The following is a 14,414-nucleotide window of genomic DNA, read 5'->3' on the forward strand; positions in this document are numbered from 1 at the left end:
CTCTTAAGTGTTGATGTATGCATCCTCGACCACCCGGCTAGCGCCAGGTTCAAATCGCAACCGCCCCTTGCAGCATAGCCCGCCTTTGCCAATCACCGTGTGCGCCAGTACAAAAGGCACAAACCAAGCTGCAATTCAAGACTGTTATCATCGCAGGTTTTACGCATAATGCTGAACACACGCCGCTTGCGTGAGCCCACAAGACCCTCTGAACTGAATAGGCAAGATCCATGAGCAGTATTTTTCAACGTATCGCCGACGAGCTGAGTGTACGCGAACAACAGGTAGATGCCGCTGTGGCACTGCTGGACGAAGGGGCCACCGTGCCGTTTATCTCCCGCTACCGTAAAGAGGTAACCGGTGGCCTGGATGATACCCAGATGCGTAACCTAGAGGAGCGGCTGCGCTATTTGCGCGAACTGGAAGACCGCCGCGACGCGATTTTGAAGAGTATTACCGAGCAAGAAAAGCTCACCCCCGCGCTGGAAAACGACATCCGCGCCGCCGACACCAAAACCCGGCTGGAAGATCTGTATTTGCCCTACAAGCCCAAGCGCCGCACCAAAGGCCAGATCGCCATCGAGGCCGGCCTTGAACCCTTGGCTGAAGGACTATTGGCCGACCCAACGCTGGAGCCGGAAACGGAGGCCGCCAAATACCTCAACCCCGAACACAAGATCACAGACACCAAGGCCGCACTGGATGGCGCCAAGTTTATCCTGATGGAAAAGTTCAGCGAAGATGCTAACTTGCTGGCTAAATTGCGTGATTTTCTGCAAAAAGAAGCCAATATCAGCGCCCGTGTGGCCACGGGTAAAGACACCAATAGCTCCCAAGAAGTGCAAAAGTTTCGCGATTACTTTGAGCACGATGAGCCCCTTAAATCCACTCCATCGCACCGCGCACTGGCGATGTTTCGCGGCCGCAATGAGGGCGTGCTAACCATCGCGATTACCGTCGGCGACCCCAACGAGCCGGCCGCCTCGCACCCCTGTGAGGCCATGGTTGCCGACCACTGGCGCATTATCGATAACGGCCGCGCCGCCGATAAATGGCTATCCGAGGTGGTGCGCTGGGCGTGGCGCGTTAAGTTATTGACCCACCTAGAGACCGACCTACTGGGCGAGCTGCGCGACCGGGCCGAAGAGGGCGCCATTAAAGTGTTTGCCTCTAACTTAAACGATTTATTGCTGGCCGCCCCCGCAGGGCAAAAAGCCACCATCGGCCTGGATCCTGGTTTGCGTACCGGTGTTAAAGTAGCGGTGGTCGACGCCACTGGCAAAGTGCTGGATCACTGCGCCATCTACCCCACAATGCCGCAAATGCGTACTGCGGAGTCCGAGAAGATCCTCTCGGCCCTGTGCCAAAAGTACAACGTCGGCCTAATCGCCATCGGCAACGGCACCGCCAGTCGCGAGACTGAGAAATTTGTTAAGGACATGCTGGGCAAGTACCCCGAGCTAACCGCCAAACCGGTTATGGTGAACGAGGCCGGCGCCTCGGTGTACTCCGCCTCTGAGTTTGCCGCTAAAGAGTTCCCCGATTTGGATGTGACCATTCGCGGCGCTATCTCTATCGCGCGCCGCCTGCAAGATCCACTGGCCGAGCTGGTGAAAATTGATCCTAAATCCATCGGTGTGGGCCAGTATCAACACGACGTCTCACAAACCCAGCTGGCGCGATCGCTGGATGCCGTAGTAGAGGACTGTGTAAACGCTGTGGGGGTTGAAGTAAACACCGCCTCAGCCGCCCTGTTAGCGCGAGTTTCTGGCTTAAACACCACACTTGCTAACAATATCGTCGATTTTCGCAACACCAATGGCGCGTTTAGCTCGCGCGAGCAGCTTAAAAAGGTCACCCGCTTTGGCGCTAAAACCTTTGAGCAAGCCGCCGGCTTTTTGCGCGTCGCCGGAGGCGAGAACCCGCTGGATGCCTCGGCGGTTCACCCCGAGTCCTACGCCGTGGTTGAGGCCATTGCCAGTAAAAACGAGCGTCGCATTGCCGGCCTGATTGGCGACTCGGCCTTTTTGGGCACCCTAAAAGCCGCCGACTACACCAGCGAGCAATTCGGTTTACCCACCGTAACCGATATTTTAAAAGAGCTGGACAAACCCGGCCGCGACCCGCGACCCGAGTTTCGTACCGCCAAGTTCCAGGAGGGCGTCGAGACCCTTAAAGACCTTGAGCCGGGCATGATCCTGGAAGGCACCGTCACCAATGTCACCAACTTTGGGGCTTTTGTCGATATCGGCGTGCACCAAGACGGCTTGGTGCACATCTCGGCGCTGTCTAACACTTTTGTTAAAGACCCGCGCGAGGTGGTAAAAGCCGGCGATATTGCTAAAGTTAAAGTGATGGAGGTGGATGTCGACCGCAAGCGTATTGGCTTGTCCATGCGTTTGGACGACACCCCCGGCGAGAAAACAGGTGGCGGCGATGCCCCGCGCCGCGCACGCAAGCAAGACAGTTCGCGCAATCAAAGCTCGCGTGGCAGCAACAGCAAAGAGGCCTCACTGGGCAGCATGGGTGCGCTATTGCAACAAGCCATGAAGAAAAAGAACTAAAGGGCCCGCTAACCTGCTCCGGCAACGGAGCAGGTATTAATTGGCGCTCAAGTTTTCTCACCCGCCGCCGTCAACCTTGATACCGGGGACCTTTGTGTTTCTTGCCCGTCTTTGTACGGCACGAGGGAACCCGGAATTCTAGTGCTCATGGGTATCGCTCTGAGTTCACAACAATAAAAACCGCAAAAGGTACCACAGTGAGAAAACGACTAACGTTATTGTTAGCGCTGTGCCTGACGCTACCGGCGCTAGCCCAAGTGAATATTGCCCTTGTCTCGCGCGATGACAGTAATGCCAAACACGCCATTGCCGTTATTGAACTCGCCCTCGATAAAGCCGGGCTCGATTATCAGCTCGATATTTCATCCGGCACACTTACCGCCGCGCGACAAATTCAAGACGCCCTGGATGGCACCATCGATATTATGTGGGCCGCCACCACCAAACAGACCGAGCAACAGCTGATTCCCATCCGCGTCCCTCTGTACAAAGGCTTATTGGGCTACCGCGTATTTATTATTCACAAAGACAACCGCCACCTGTTTGCCGATATCACTGATTATTCGCAGCTCAAAAGCCTGGTGTTTGGTCAGGGCCGCGGTTGGCCCGACACCGACATCATGCGCCACAACGGCCTGACGGTCGAAACCGGCACCTACGAAGGCCTATTTTTAATGGCCGACGGACAACGTTTTGATGCGTTCCCCCGCGGCATCCACGAACCCTGGAGCGAGGTGGCAAGCCGCTCCGAGCTAGAGTTAGCAATTGACGATAACCTCATGTTTGTTTATCGCATGCCATTTTATTTATTTGTCAGCCCGCGCCGCCCCGAGCTGGCCGAGGCCCTCAACACCGGTTTAACCATCGCCCTGGAGGACGGCAGCTTCAATAGCCTGATCATGAACGACCCCACCGTACAAACCGTCATGGCACGGGGCAATATCGCCAAGCGCCGGGCCTTTGCGCTAGAAAACCCCAATCTGCCCGCCGCGACTCCTGTCGACAACCCTACATTATGGTTTGATCCGGCGGAGCTCGCAGCCTCCGCTGTCGCAGACAATACAGAGCAGCCCGAACAAGATTTACTCACCCAGTCACAGGACGACTCAGCAACCGACAATCACGAGCCACAACCGAGTGACGCGCCATGATCAGAAGAACCCTGACCATTAAATTAATGTTTGCCCTTACTGTGATTTTACTGCTGGTGGCAGCGGTCATCGTCAGTGTTAGCTACCAGATACAAAGCAAACGGCAACAGGCCGATTTTGACTCCAGCGTCGCGGGTCAAATTCAACTGGCAGAGTCAGCCCTGCGCGAGCCGGTATTCTCGTACGATCTGGCGCAGATCGAAGCCATTGCCCAATCGCTGGCAAACACGCCGCTAATCGCCGCGTTTGCAGTATACGACCATCGCGGTAAATTATTGGCCGAGGGGCAAGACGACAGTCAACCGGCCACTGACGTCATGGTCAAAAAACCGCGCCATGAGATTTTTCGCAAAGATAAACTGATTGGTTACTTCAGCGCCGATTTCTCTCAGGCGCAAATGCTGGCAGTACTCCACAGCCAAAATCAAAGCACGATCATAACCGTTATCGCACTGTTGCTGGCGGGCTTGTTAACCGTCGCCTTATTGATGCGTCAGATGGTGTCCCATCGGGTGCTGGAGGTTAGCGCGTCACTGCAGGAGATCGCCGATGGCGGGGGCGATCTGACCCGTCGGCTACCCACCAGCAGCAAAGATGAGATTGCCGAACTGTGCGGCAACTTTAACCGGGTAATGGAACAAATTGCCTCCATTATTCAACGCGTTAACCAATCCAGTGCCAGCGTGACCGAACAAACCGAAAAAATGACCGGCGCCGCCACCGGCACCTCAGACTCGATTCGCCAGCAAATTCGCGAGATCGAACAAGTCGCCGCCGCCCTGCAAGAGATGTCCCACTCGGCTGATGAAGTCGCTGGCCACGCGCGCAAAACGGCCGACGACACACAAGACACATTGCATTTAGCAGACGACGGCTCAGAGATTGTAAAAGGCGCTATTACGACAATTCATCGGCTGACCACACAAATTGAAACCACCGCCGATAAAATTAAAGGCCTACGCGAGCGCAGTGACTCGATCGGCTCAGTAATGGAGGTTATTCGCTCCATTGCCGAGCAAACTAACTTGCTCGCCCTTAACGCCGCCATCGAGGCGGCGCGCGCCGGCGATCAAGGCCGTGGCTTTGCGGTTGTGGCCGACGAAGTGCGCTCACTGGCGCAAAAAACCCAACAATCGACAGAAGAGATTGAGGCGATTATTCGCGAGCTGCAAAAGTCCGCCGACGATACTCACAATTCGATGGAGTACAGCGTTAAAGCGGTACAAGAAACCATTGATGCTTCGAGCCAAGTGGATGGCGCACTGGAAAAAATTCGCGCCAACGTCGAGTCCATCAACGCAATGAATCACCACATTGCCACTGCCGCTGGCGAGCAAAGCTCGGTGGCCAGCGAGGTGAGTCAAAACATTACCGCGATACACGACTTAACCGAGCACGTCTCGCACAATGCCGACGTGGTCCGTAAAGCCAGTGCGGTACTGGATGAAGAGAGCCATAACCTGCGTGACGAAATGTCACAGTTTAAAGCCTAAGCTTAAGGCTCAGTAGTAAACGTGGAGGGCGCGGCTGGCATGAGCCGCTTAACTTGTCGCTGCTCGGCATCGGTTAACGCACCGTACCAACGAGGGTAGGGCCAACCATAGCCCCAGCGATAATCCGTCATAAATAGCGGGCTGCCGCCGACGCGCACACCCGCCAACATCAACAGTGCCACCTCGGGCTCGCCCACCTTTGCCACGCAGGCCTCTAAAGCCCTATCGGCGCTTAAGCGCTGCTGATAAGTGCCACCTTGCCAGTAAGCTAAATCGTGCGCCTCGCAACACTCGAGCCACAATTGCTCTTGAGCGAAGGTGCCATCGGGGAACGAGCTACAACCATCGCTGGTAAAAGGCGAAAGATCTTGCGCGTTAGCAGGCCCAGTGGCACTTGCGAATACCACAGCGTAGACAGCCAGTGATTTTTTGCACAGCGACAACCGGATCAACCGACGCTCAACTGCCAAGAGACGCCAAAGCGATCGTTCACCCACGTGAATAACTCACTAAAACCGTAGTTATCCGCCGGCATAAGCACTGTCCCGCCCTCGGATAATTTGGCCGACGCCTCCTGAAAGTGCGCTTTGCTATCGCACTCCACAAACAAAGAGATGGCCGGCGTAAAACCAAACTCATGGGTAACCGGGCTATCAATCGCCAATAGCTGTTGCCCCGCCACCACAAATAATGCCTTTTTAACCGAGCCTTCGGCGCCTTGTTCATCGGGCCCGTAATACTCTATCGACAAGACTCCGGAGTTTTCAAATAGCGATACGTAAAAGCTAACGGCCTCGTCGGCCTCGCCTGCAAACATCAACATGGGAACCATCGTATTTGCCATAGTGTTTATCCTACCTATTGCGGTGTGTATCGGCGTTAGCCTGAAACGGCTAACCTACAAAATCTTGCTCAAGCCCAATAGGTTACAGCAATAGCAGCGGCCTGTATCTGTTAGCCAAAAAAGCAATAAGCCAGCAAAGTGGCCGCCACAATACCGGCGCCGTCGGCAATAAGACCACAGGCCAGAGCATAGCGGGTTCGGGTAATCGCAACCGCACCACAATAGACAGCCAGCACATAAAACGTCGTTTCAGTACTGCCCTGATAAACGGCCGCTAAGCGGCCCGCGAAAGAGTCGGCACCGTGCACCTCCATCGTCTCAATCATCAGCGCCCGCGAGCCCGAGCCAGAAAACGGCTTCATAAGTGCCGTGGGCAGAGCATCCACAAAGCGAGTATCACCGCCCATAAATGCCACCGCGTAACGCAATTGCTCTAGGCCAAACTCCAGCACCCCGGAGGCGCGCAGTAAACCCAACGCAAACAGCATGGCCACCAAATAGGGAATAATACCAATAGCAATACTAAAGCCATTTTTGGCACCATCGATAAAGGCATCGTACATCCGCACCCGGCGCTTAAAACCGTACAAAAACAACCCGGCAATTAACACCAGCAGCGTCAGATTGCCCACCAATGCCGAGCGTTTACCGATCTCGCCCTCGTCGACACTCGCTGCCAATAAACCACCGACAATCACCGCCGCGGCAATAAAATAGGCCAGCACCACCGGCGACCATAACTTAAGCTTTTGCAGCCATGCCACGGTTAACAATCCCACCAGGGTCGAGCAACTGGTTGCCAGTAATATCGGTAAAAATACATCGGTAGGCGCCACCGCGCCCAGTTGCGCACGGTACACAAACACCGTAGTAGGAATTAGCGTTACCGAGGAGGTGTTTAACACCAAAAATAGTATTTGCGCGTTGCTGAGTAGACTCGGCGTTTTATTGTGCACTTGTAGATCGCGCATCGCCTGAATACCCGCCGGCGTCGCCGCGTTATCCAGGCCTAGCATATTGGCCGCCATATTCATGCTAATACTGCTAATGGCTTTGTCGCCACGGGGCACCTCGGGCATCAGGCGACTAAACAATGGCGCCAAGCCACGTGCCAACTTTTCACTTAGCCCGCTCACATTGGCGATCTCCATCAGCCCTAACCAAAAGCACATCACACCAATCAGACCGAGACATATTTTAGTAGCCAGCTCCGCCATATCAAACAGCGATGCCACCAAGGCACTGGCGATCTCGGAATAGCCAAACAAGCTCGCCGAGATTCCCCACAGCAAAGAAATGACGATAAGGCTGGCCCAGATGCGGTTAAGCAAAGAAAAACCCTTTTAGTAAAAACACTTATAGTAATCACACTATAAGCCAACACAGCCGTTACCACTAGCGGATCGCTAAGCGATAACCGGTTACTGGGCTACTACGCCTTTACTAATATGGCTAATTAAACAGCTGCGAGATAACGTTTGATAAAAATGGCGGCCCAGAACTGGGCCGCCGAGAGCTCGAATAATTATTAATTACTCGTTAGGTTCAGCGGTAACCGATAAAATATAGGAGGCAATCTTACCGCGGGTAGACTCATCCAAAAAACTATGAGCGGGCATAACATGCTCGCCCCATTTACCACGACTACCCTGGGCAATCGTATTGACGATATAAGCTTTCGGATCTTCCAAGGTGCCGTATTTTTGCTTGATTTGTAAAAAGCTGGGGCCGACTGATGCGGCGTTTTCTTTATGACAAGCAACACAGCTAGTGGTCTGTGTAAGATCTTTACCTTGGGCAATCTCCAATTGCGCCTCATGCCCTAGGCCACCGGCGGCGAGCTTGCCGGCCGAATCATCCGCAACGGGCGCTGCCAAAACCGCATCTGGGTCGTACTCTATATAACTTAGTTTCGCCTCATTACCGCCAGCCCACCACTGCGTGCCGTATTCCAGCACCCACAAACGACCGTCTTTAGTCAGCTTCATATCAAGTGGGCCGGCAAACTTCACCGATGGGGCAAAACTGTCAATTTTGACCACATTATCGTAATCGTCCAGCGTCACTACTTTTATCCAGCTGCGCATAAAATCGCCGATAAACAGCTTGTTTTGGTAGTACGCAGGGTAGGCCAATTCCGTATCAGTGCTTTGAGGGTAAACACCAGCTACCAAAGCGTTACGGCCGCCTTGGCCAAGCTCGGGAAAGCGCTCAGATCCCGCGTAGGGGTACCAAATAAGTGCGGGCTGCGCCGGCGGCAGCACCTTTAAGCCGGTATTGCGTGGTGAGAAGTTTTTTGCGCCTAACGGATCAAAAAATTTGCCGGTTTCTCCCGCTTGATAGTCGTACATGCGGTACGGCTTATTATTGGCCACCATAGTGGGCCAACCAAAAAAACCGGGCTCGGTGACTTTATTAATTTCATCGTAACCCCGCGGACCAAACTCTTCGCTATCTTCTTTAGCATCGGGGCCAATATCGCCGTAGTAAAGATCACCAGTGCTATCGTCTACCGCAATGGTGTAAGGGTTACGGGTACCCATGACGTAAATCTCTGGCCGGCCTCGCTCAGCCGATGCAAATAAATTGCCCTTAGGAATGCTATACCCGCCATTTTGGTCGGGGTGAATACGCAAAATTTTACCGCGCAAATCTTGGCTATTGCCCGAGCTGCGCAACGCATCGTGATAAGTGCCATCGGGTTTGTTATTCATCGGGCCCGAATCGTTTGACTCAAAGGGGTTAGAGTTATCGCCTAAGGCAATAAAGAGATTGCCATTGCGATCAAACTCTAAGTTTCCGCCGGTGTGACAACAGGTGTTATCGTTGGGAATATCCAATAATACTTTTTCCGAGGCCATATCCACCGTTTTGTCATTAACGGTAAATTGCGCGACACGCTGCAATAATTCGTGCTCGCCACTGTCGTCGGCCAAGTTATACATGGCGTATATCAATTGATTGCTCGAAAAATTCGGGTCAAATGCAATAGCGATTAAACCAAACTCAATCTTTTTGGCCGGTGCGAACACGTCAAACTCAGCCATGGTGTGAGTCTTTTTGCTGGCAACGTCAATCCAAAATAACTTACCCTGGCGCTCGGCAATCATAGCCCCGCTAAAATCAGCCGTTACGTCAAAGCTAACCGGTTCATTTAAGCCTTCAATCAGCGTATTCCGAGAAAAGCGGCGCGGATCTGGTTTCGCAGCAGAGTAATCTAAAGGCGCACGCTCGGCCAGCGCGTACTCGAGCCCGCCCGATAAATGCTCGACAAACCAGTTGTTTTTAAATGTCTGTTTGGTGTGCCCGAGACCGGTATAAAAAGAGCGACCACCATCAAAATCGTGATACCAGGCAATAGGGTGATAGGCGCCGTGGGTGCCACCTTGATAAGTGCGCTCGTCTACCACCAGTAAATCGTGCCGAAGATCGGATAACTTAGTAAAATCGTACCATTCATCAGCAATAGTAAACTCACGGGGCAACCCCTGCGTCGACACATGGTCGCTAGCAACCACTTTAACCTTTGCATTCTGCACGTTAGAGGGATCACCCGGGTGAGATTTAAACTCCGCCCCCACTAATCGCTGATACCAGTGCCAGCCACCATCGCGCTCCGTATCCGAGGCGGCGTGAATACCAACAAAGCCGCCACCCGCTTGTATATAACGCTCCATAGCCAGCTGCTGCTGATTATTGAGGATATCCCCCGTGGTGTTCACAAACACCACCGCCGCCATGTCTTGCAGCTTTTCATCGGTGAAGATAGTGGCGTCGTCTGTGGCCACAGCGGTTAAGCCTTTCTGCTCAACCAGACGGGTGACAGCCGCCACCCCCTCAGGGATTGAATCGTGAACCCAGCCCGCCGTTTTAGAGAAAATCAAAACTGACTGTAGCTGATCTGGCGAATGAGTCTCGGCCGGTTGTGCCGCCACCGCGACCTCCGACTCAGAGCAGGAAATGACGAATACAGCTGACACCGTCAACAGCAATGCCATCAAAATACGGGGAATATTCATAGTTATGGGCACACTAAGTTAATAGAAAAGATTATTATTTTGCTTAGCAGTCAGAACCACTCTTACAGAGCTACAACCGCTTAAAAAACAATCAAATCAGTCTAACTCAGCACGCCGCAGCCGTCATGGCCCTTATCAATTATTAGGATTCCTTAATACTCTTCTTAACAATCACTCATCCGCCCGGCGCCAAGTTTTTGTGTATTGCTATGAGGTGTACTGCGCCCTGAAAGATCGCGTCAAACTTTTGTTACACTAGCCCTGGATTAAAAGCTATATGCCTAACAATACCATGAGAGATACACTCCAAACCGTAAATCTGACGGACGCGAGTAAACCCTATTGCTGAGAGGCATGGTCGGCCCTCAATGCCCAAGTCACCCTTCAGTTAGTGCCTTATGTCATTAGATAAATCACCACCAGATATCGAAATAACTTACCCAGCGTTACCAGCAGAATAAACCACCTTAGCCGAACCCGCAGTATGCCCGCCATAACGGTTAATGGATCACCGATTATAGGCACCCAAGCAAAACATAAAGACAGCAATCCGTATTTAGCAAAACGCTGCTCTGCCCGATTAAAGTCATCGTCCGACATTCTTAGCCACTTTTTAATCACAGCCAAGCCTGCCCAATAACCTAATGCGTAGTTCGTCAGAGAGCCCAGAACATTCCCTACCGTTGCCACAAGAACCAGCGCTGTAGGCGGCAGCCCACTCAGCAACAAAGCACTTAATACGATCTCCGAGCTTAAGGGTAAAATCGTTGCAGCCAAAAAAGCCGCGACAAAAAGACCGACGTAGCCAAACTCTGTAAAATATTCCACTGACGTCTAACACCCATTTAAACGACAACCGTTAGCACATACGAAGCGTAATCGGGCCATTCAGAAATTATTTAGCCAATCTTTCTGTCCAGCGGCCATTATTCGCTTTGTTACAACTCTCTTCGGTATCGTAATAAATACGACCAGAGTCCATAGCAACGCCAACGGCTATTAGATTTTTTTGAATAAGCGCGTCAAATTTTTTACGACCATTCTGTTCCGTAAAGTCTTTAAGGTTATCGTTAGTATCAAACACACAAACAACCCTTAAACTTTTCGGGAATGCCGAGTAATCAACCAAGTGCGTTAACCACACAAAACCGAAAAAATCATTTAACGCTGTCTCGCAAGCATCGCTTAAAGCCTTTCTAATGTGGTTATCTATTTTTTTATCGGTTTTTCGCATAATTGGATTATTGTTGAGTGTCACTCTAAATGGGTGATTCGTATTTTATCGTGTTCTTCTTCACCAAAAATCAGAATCGCGTTAAGCAATACACGGAACGACTTCATTTGTTCGCATGAGGAGAACTGAATAACTAATAGAGCTTTTACGCTAAGGGTGCTTAGTAAGTGTCTATAATCCAAATAAAAAAGGCGGGCCAAGCCCGCCAAATAACTCACCGAAACCTAAAGTTGCGGCAAAAAGTTCAAAGTATAATTGCGTGTGGTCACCACTACATCATCTCTCGGTTCGAAGGTAATCAACTTAACCCGCGCTATCACCTTCGACTCCAGCTCCGCATCGCGCAAATCCGAGCTAAGAATGCTCACCGATGCCAAAGAGCCATCGGGGTTGATCACCAACTTAAGTACCACTTTGCCTTGTAATGCTGGGTTGGCGCGGAGGGCGCGGCGATAATAACGATCCAGTGCGCTGGCGTGCTGGCTCATCACACGGCGGATTTCTTCATCGCTGCGCTCGCCGGCTTGGCGAGTGTCTTGTGCCTTGCTAGCGGTGGCATCGGCGCCCCCCAGCGCGCTTTCAACCTGGGTTGTTTCGCGACCTGACAAAGCAACACCACCCGTGTCTTGCGAGAGCGCCGAAGTATTAATGCCGCCACTGTCGGCCTCAGCGCCGCTGGTAATTAAACTGCGTTCGGTGCGTTCGGCCTCAGCTTGGCCGCGGGTAATCTCATCGCTGGCGACGGCCTTGGTGTCGATGGCCTCGCGCATATCAGCAAGAGTATCCTGAAATTGCAGTACACCACTGACTTTGGCTTTTTCTCGCGCTTTTTCGACTTGCGTGACCGGCTCGGGTTCGGGCTCCGGCGCAATTTCTGGTTCGGGCTCGGGGTCCACTTCTTCAGGTTCTGGCTCTTCTTTCGGCTCAGGTTCCGGCTCGGGCTCTGGTTCCGGTTCCGGTTCCGGCTGTTTGAGCTCTTCTTTTTCGAGTAATACCCGCGCGAGTTGCGGTGGCAGCTTTGCTTTTTCTTCGCGTTCTATTTCGGGCAAGCTAATCAACGGCACGATAATACCGATAAGCGCAAACACGACGAGCGCGGCAGCCACCCATTTAATAAAGCGGTTATCATCGGCTTGGTTTTGCCCCAATAACCGGTAGTTTTCAGAAGTGTCGGAGTCGCGCAGGGCCATATCAGCTATCGGCTCCTGTGGTCGCAGCGTCACGCGGCTCAGAATCTGAGGTTTTATTAACGGCCAGAGAAATATCGCGATAGCCCGCTTGGGCGCAGGTATTCATAATGCGCTTAAGTAAAGTATAGGGAATCGCTTTGTCACCCATGATGGTAATCGGGCGGCCGATTTGTTTCTGTTCTTCCGTTAGCTCGCGCGCTTTGCCAGCCAAATACTCAAGCTCTTGAGTTAATTCGGTAATATTGTTTTGGTTATCGTCGTCAGCCGTAGGCGCTATTTTGTCGAGGTCACTGACTACGATACGTCCACCCACCAAGATTTGCTCACTATTCACCTTAACCACAACGGTGGTGTCGGGCACAGTATCGGCTACCGAGGCGGGCAGTTCGATGGTTTTATCGTTGGTGAGTACCTCGACGTCGGACGAGTTGACCAACAAGAAAAACACCAAGATGGTGAAAATATCCATCAGGGACACAAGGTTTAGTTTCGGGGTACTTTTATTGCGGCGATGATGCTTTGCCATACGTTTAGCGCGCAGTGATTGCTTCACGATTCACCCCCAACCCCTGCCAAGCAGGTAACTTCTTCTTGGTCGACCAGCGGATCGTTAACCGGTGCATCACCCAGCGAGACTTTGGGGAACAATACGGCGTCAACTTCCTCAGCGGCGACTACGGCTTTAAACGAGCGGACAGTGTCCATGGTGCTGACAATGGTTTGGTAATCGGTATCTGGCTGCGCCAGCAGCACGATATCGTCTTTCTCCATTTGGTAGTCGTCTTCCAAACGGATTTTGATTTGCTGCAAGGCTTGCGACAGCAGCGCAAAATCGTAGCTGCCGTCTTCTTGGGTGCAAATGCTGGCGGCGCGATTACCCGCCGGGTGGTTCACGCCCAGGTAGCCGGGGTAAATCACTACCTCAAGAAAATCGAGTTTATCTTGCTCATCGTCCGATGTGTTGGATGAGGCCGAATCCGGTAGATTCAGCTCCAGCACGGTAATGCGCGAAAACACCATGCTCAGCAACAGTACCGGCACCAATACGATCATCAGATTCATAAAGGAGGTAATGTTGAGCTCGGCATCCTCGCTTTGGCGTCGCCTTCTAAAGCGCATGATCTTCCCTTATGCGTTGGCGTTAGCTTTGGGCGCTGCGGGGCGAGCGGTATTGGTCAGCAGGTTTAAACAACGCACGCCAGTCATCTCTAATGAGTCGACCAGCTCGGTGGTTTTGGTTTGCAACATGGCGTGAAACAACAACAGCGGGATGGCTGATATCAAACCAAAGGCGGTGGTGTTCATGGCCACCGAAATACTGTTAGACAAGAGCGTGGCTTTCTCGGCCGGATCGGCCTCCGCCACGGCAGTAAAGGCCGCAATCAAACCGATAATGGTACCCAACAGCCCCAGCAGCGTGGCAATGTTGGCAAGCGTTGCCAAATAAGGGGTGCGTTTTTCGAGGCGCGGCATGGCTTCTAGTACGCCTTCTTCCATGGCCAGCTCGATCTCGTCGCGGCCACCGGTGCCGCTCATACGCGATACGCCGGCGGCAACGATACGGGCAATGGGGGCGTCATCGGTGCGCCCCAGATTAACCACCGCTTGATAGTCGCGCTTTTTCAACAGTGGCATCACACGGGCAAATGCTTGGTTATTGGCGCGTTTAGCTTGGCTAAGTACCACAAAGCGCTCGATGGCGATGACCAAGCCGATCACCAGCACAATGGCAATGGGGTACATAAACGGCCCGCCGTTTTGAAAAAAGCGCACCACTGTCGAGAAAAAGTCCATAGTTGTCTACCTTACAAATGCCGCGAGTTGCCTGTGAGTAAAACACGTACGCTTAGGGCGCACGCTTGTTAAATGTAATGCTAAAACGCTGAGTGTACCCTGAGCGCTATACAAGGCGTAATACC

13 protein-coding genes are annotated in these 14,414 nt (G+C 52.5%); 3 read left to right on the forward strand and 10 right to left on the reverse strand.

Annotated elements, in window-relative coordinates:
• Positions 1 to 230: 230 nt before the first annotated feature.
• The 3 genes from ACGHAD_RS16995 to ACGHAD_RS17005 all read left to right on the forward strand — a co-directional run bounded on the left by ACGHAD_RS16995 (position 231) and on the right by ACGHAD_RS17005 (position 5,208).
• Positions 231 to 2,564, forward strand: a complete 2,334-nt coding sequence (locus tag ACGHAD_RS16995) for a Tex family protein (RefSeq protein ID WP_382414528.1) — start codon at positions 231 to 233, stop codon at positions 2,562 to 2,564.
• 197 nt (positions 2,565 to 2,761) lie between these two features.
• A complete protein-coding gene (locus ACGHAD_RS17000; protein WP_382414526.1) occupies positions 2,762 to 3,715 on the forward strand; it encodes a diguanylate cyclase in 954 nt (317 codons plus the stop codon).
• Positions 3,712 to 5,208 carry a methyl-accepting chemotaxis protein gene (locus ACGHAD_RS17005; RefSeq protein WP_382414524.1) on the forward strand — a complete coding sequence of 499 codons (1,497 nt, stop codon included), beginning with the start codon at positions 3,712 to 3,714 and terminating at the stop codon, positions 5,206 to 5,208. Before ACGHAD_RS17000 ends, ACGHAD_RS17005 begins: the two co-directional genes overlap by 4 nt.
• A 2-nt stretch (positions 5,209 to 5,210) precedes the next feature.
• On the opposite strand, the gene ACGHAD_RS17010 is transcribed toward ACGHAD_RS17005, so the two are convergent.
• The 10 genes from ACGHAD_RS17010 to ACGHAD_RS17055 all read right to left on the reverse strand — a co-directional run bounded on the left by ACGHAD_RS17010 (position 5,211) and on the right by ACGHAD_RS17055 (position 14,289).
• The gene (locus tag ACGHAD_RS17010) at positions 5,211 to 5,678 is read right to left on the reverse strand and encodes an FAD-binding oxidoreductase (RefSeq protein WP_382414522.1); all 468 of its coding nucleotides are present in this window, start codon (positions 5,676 to 5,678) and stop codon (positions 5,211 to 5,213) included.
• Complete coding sequence (locus tag ACGHAD_RS17015; RefSeq protein ID WP_339616595.1) at positions 5,657 to 6,052, reverse strand: VOC family protein; 396 nt, start codon at positions 6,050 to 6,052, stop codon at positions 5,657 to 5,659. Before ACGHAD_RS17015 ends, ACGHAD_RS17010 begins: the two co-directional genes overlap by 22 nt.
• 110 nt (positions 6,053 to 6,162) lie before the next feature.
• On the reverse strand, positions 6,163 to 7,383 hold the full coding sequence (locus ACGHAD_RS17020) for a nucleoside recognition domain-containing protein (RefSeq protein WP_382414520.1): 1,221 nt from the start codon (positions 7,381 to 7,383) through the stop codon (positions 6,163 to 6,165).
• Positions 7,384 to 7,584: 201 nt separating this feature from the next.
• Complete coding sequence (locus tag ACGHAD_RS17025) at positions 7,585 to 10,071, reverse strand: ThuA domain-containing protein (RefSeq protein ID WP_382414518.1); 2,487 nt, start codon at positions 10,069 to 10,071, stop codon at positions 7,585 to 7,587.
• A 396-nt stretch (positions 10,072 to 10,467) separates the two neighbouring features.
• Positions 10,468 to 10,899 carry a YqaA family protein gene (locus ACGHAD_RS17030; RefSeq protein ID WP_382414516.1) on the reverse strand — a complete coding sequence of 144 codons (432 nt, stop codon included), beginning with the start codon at positions 10,897 to 10,899 and terminating at the stop codon, positions 10,468 to 10,470.
• 67 nt (positions 10,900 to 10,966) lie between these two features.
• Complete coding sequence (locus ACGHAD_RS17035) at positions 10,967 to 11,305, reverse strand: hypothetical protein (RefSeq protein ID WP_382414514.1); 339 nt, start codon at positions 11,303 to 11,305, stop codon at positions 10,967 to 10,969.
• A 224-nt stretch (positions 11,306 to 11,529) separates the two neighbouring features.
• Positions 11,530 to 12,495: a TonB family protein gene (locus ACGHAD_RS17040; protein ID WP_382414512.1), complete on the reverse strand. Its 966-nt coding sequence runs from the start codon at positions 12,493 to 12,495 to the stop codon at positions 11,530 to 11,532.
• Position 12,496: 1 nt separating this feature from the next.
• The gene (locus ACGHAD_RS17045) at positions 12,497 to 13,048 is read right to left on the reverse strand and encodes a biopolymer transporter ExbD (protein WP_339616800.1); all 552 of its coding nucleotides are present in this window, start codon (positions 13,046 to 13,048) and stop codon (positions 12,497 to 12,499) included.
• Positions 13,045 to 13,614, reverse strand: coding sequence for an ExbD/TolR family protein (locus ACGHAD_RS17050; RefSeq protein WP_382414510.1), 570 nt, complete (start codon positions 13,612 to 13,614; stop codon positions 13,045 to 13,047). The genes ACGHAD_RS17045 and ACGHAD_RS17050 overlap by 4 nt, the downstream gene beginning before the upstream one ends.
• Positions 13,615 to 13,623: 9 nt before the next feature.
• Positions 13,624 to 14,289 carry a MotA/TolQ/ExbB proton channel family protein gene (locus tag ACGHAD_RS17055; RefSeq protein ID WP_339616802.1) on the reverse strand — a complete coding sequence of 222 codons (666 nt, stop codon included), beginning with the start codon at positions 14,287 to 14,289 and terminating at the stop codon, positions 13,624 to 13,626.
• Between the last annotated feature and the right edge of the window lie 125 nt (positions 14,290 to 14,414).

This window comes from Gilvimarinus japonicus, assembly GCF_042847215.1.
Taxonomy (GTDB): domain Bacteria; phylum Pseudomonadota; class Gammaproteobacteria; order Pseudomonadales; family Cellvibrionaceae; genus Gilvimarinus; species Gilvimarinus japonicus.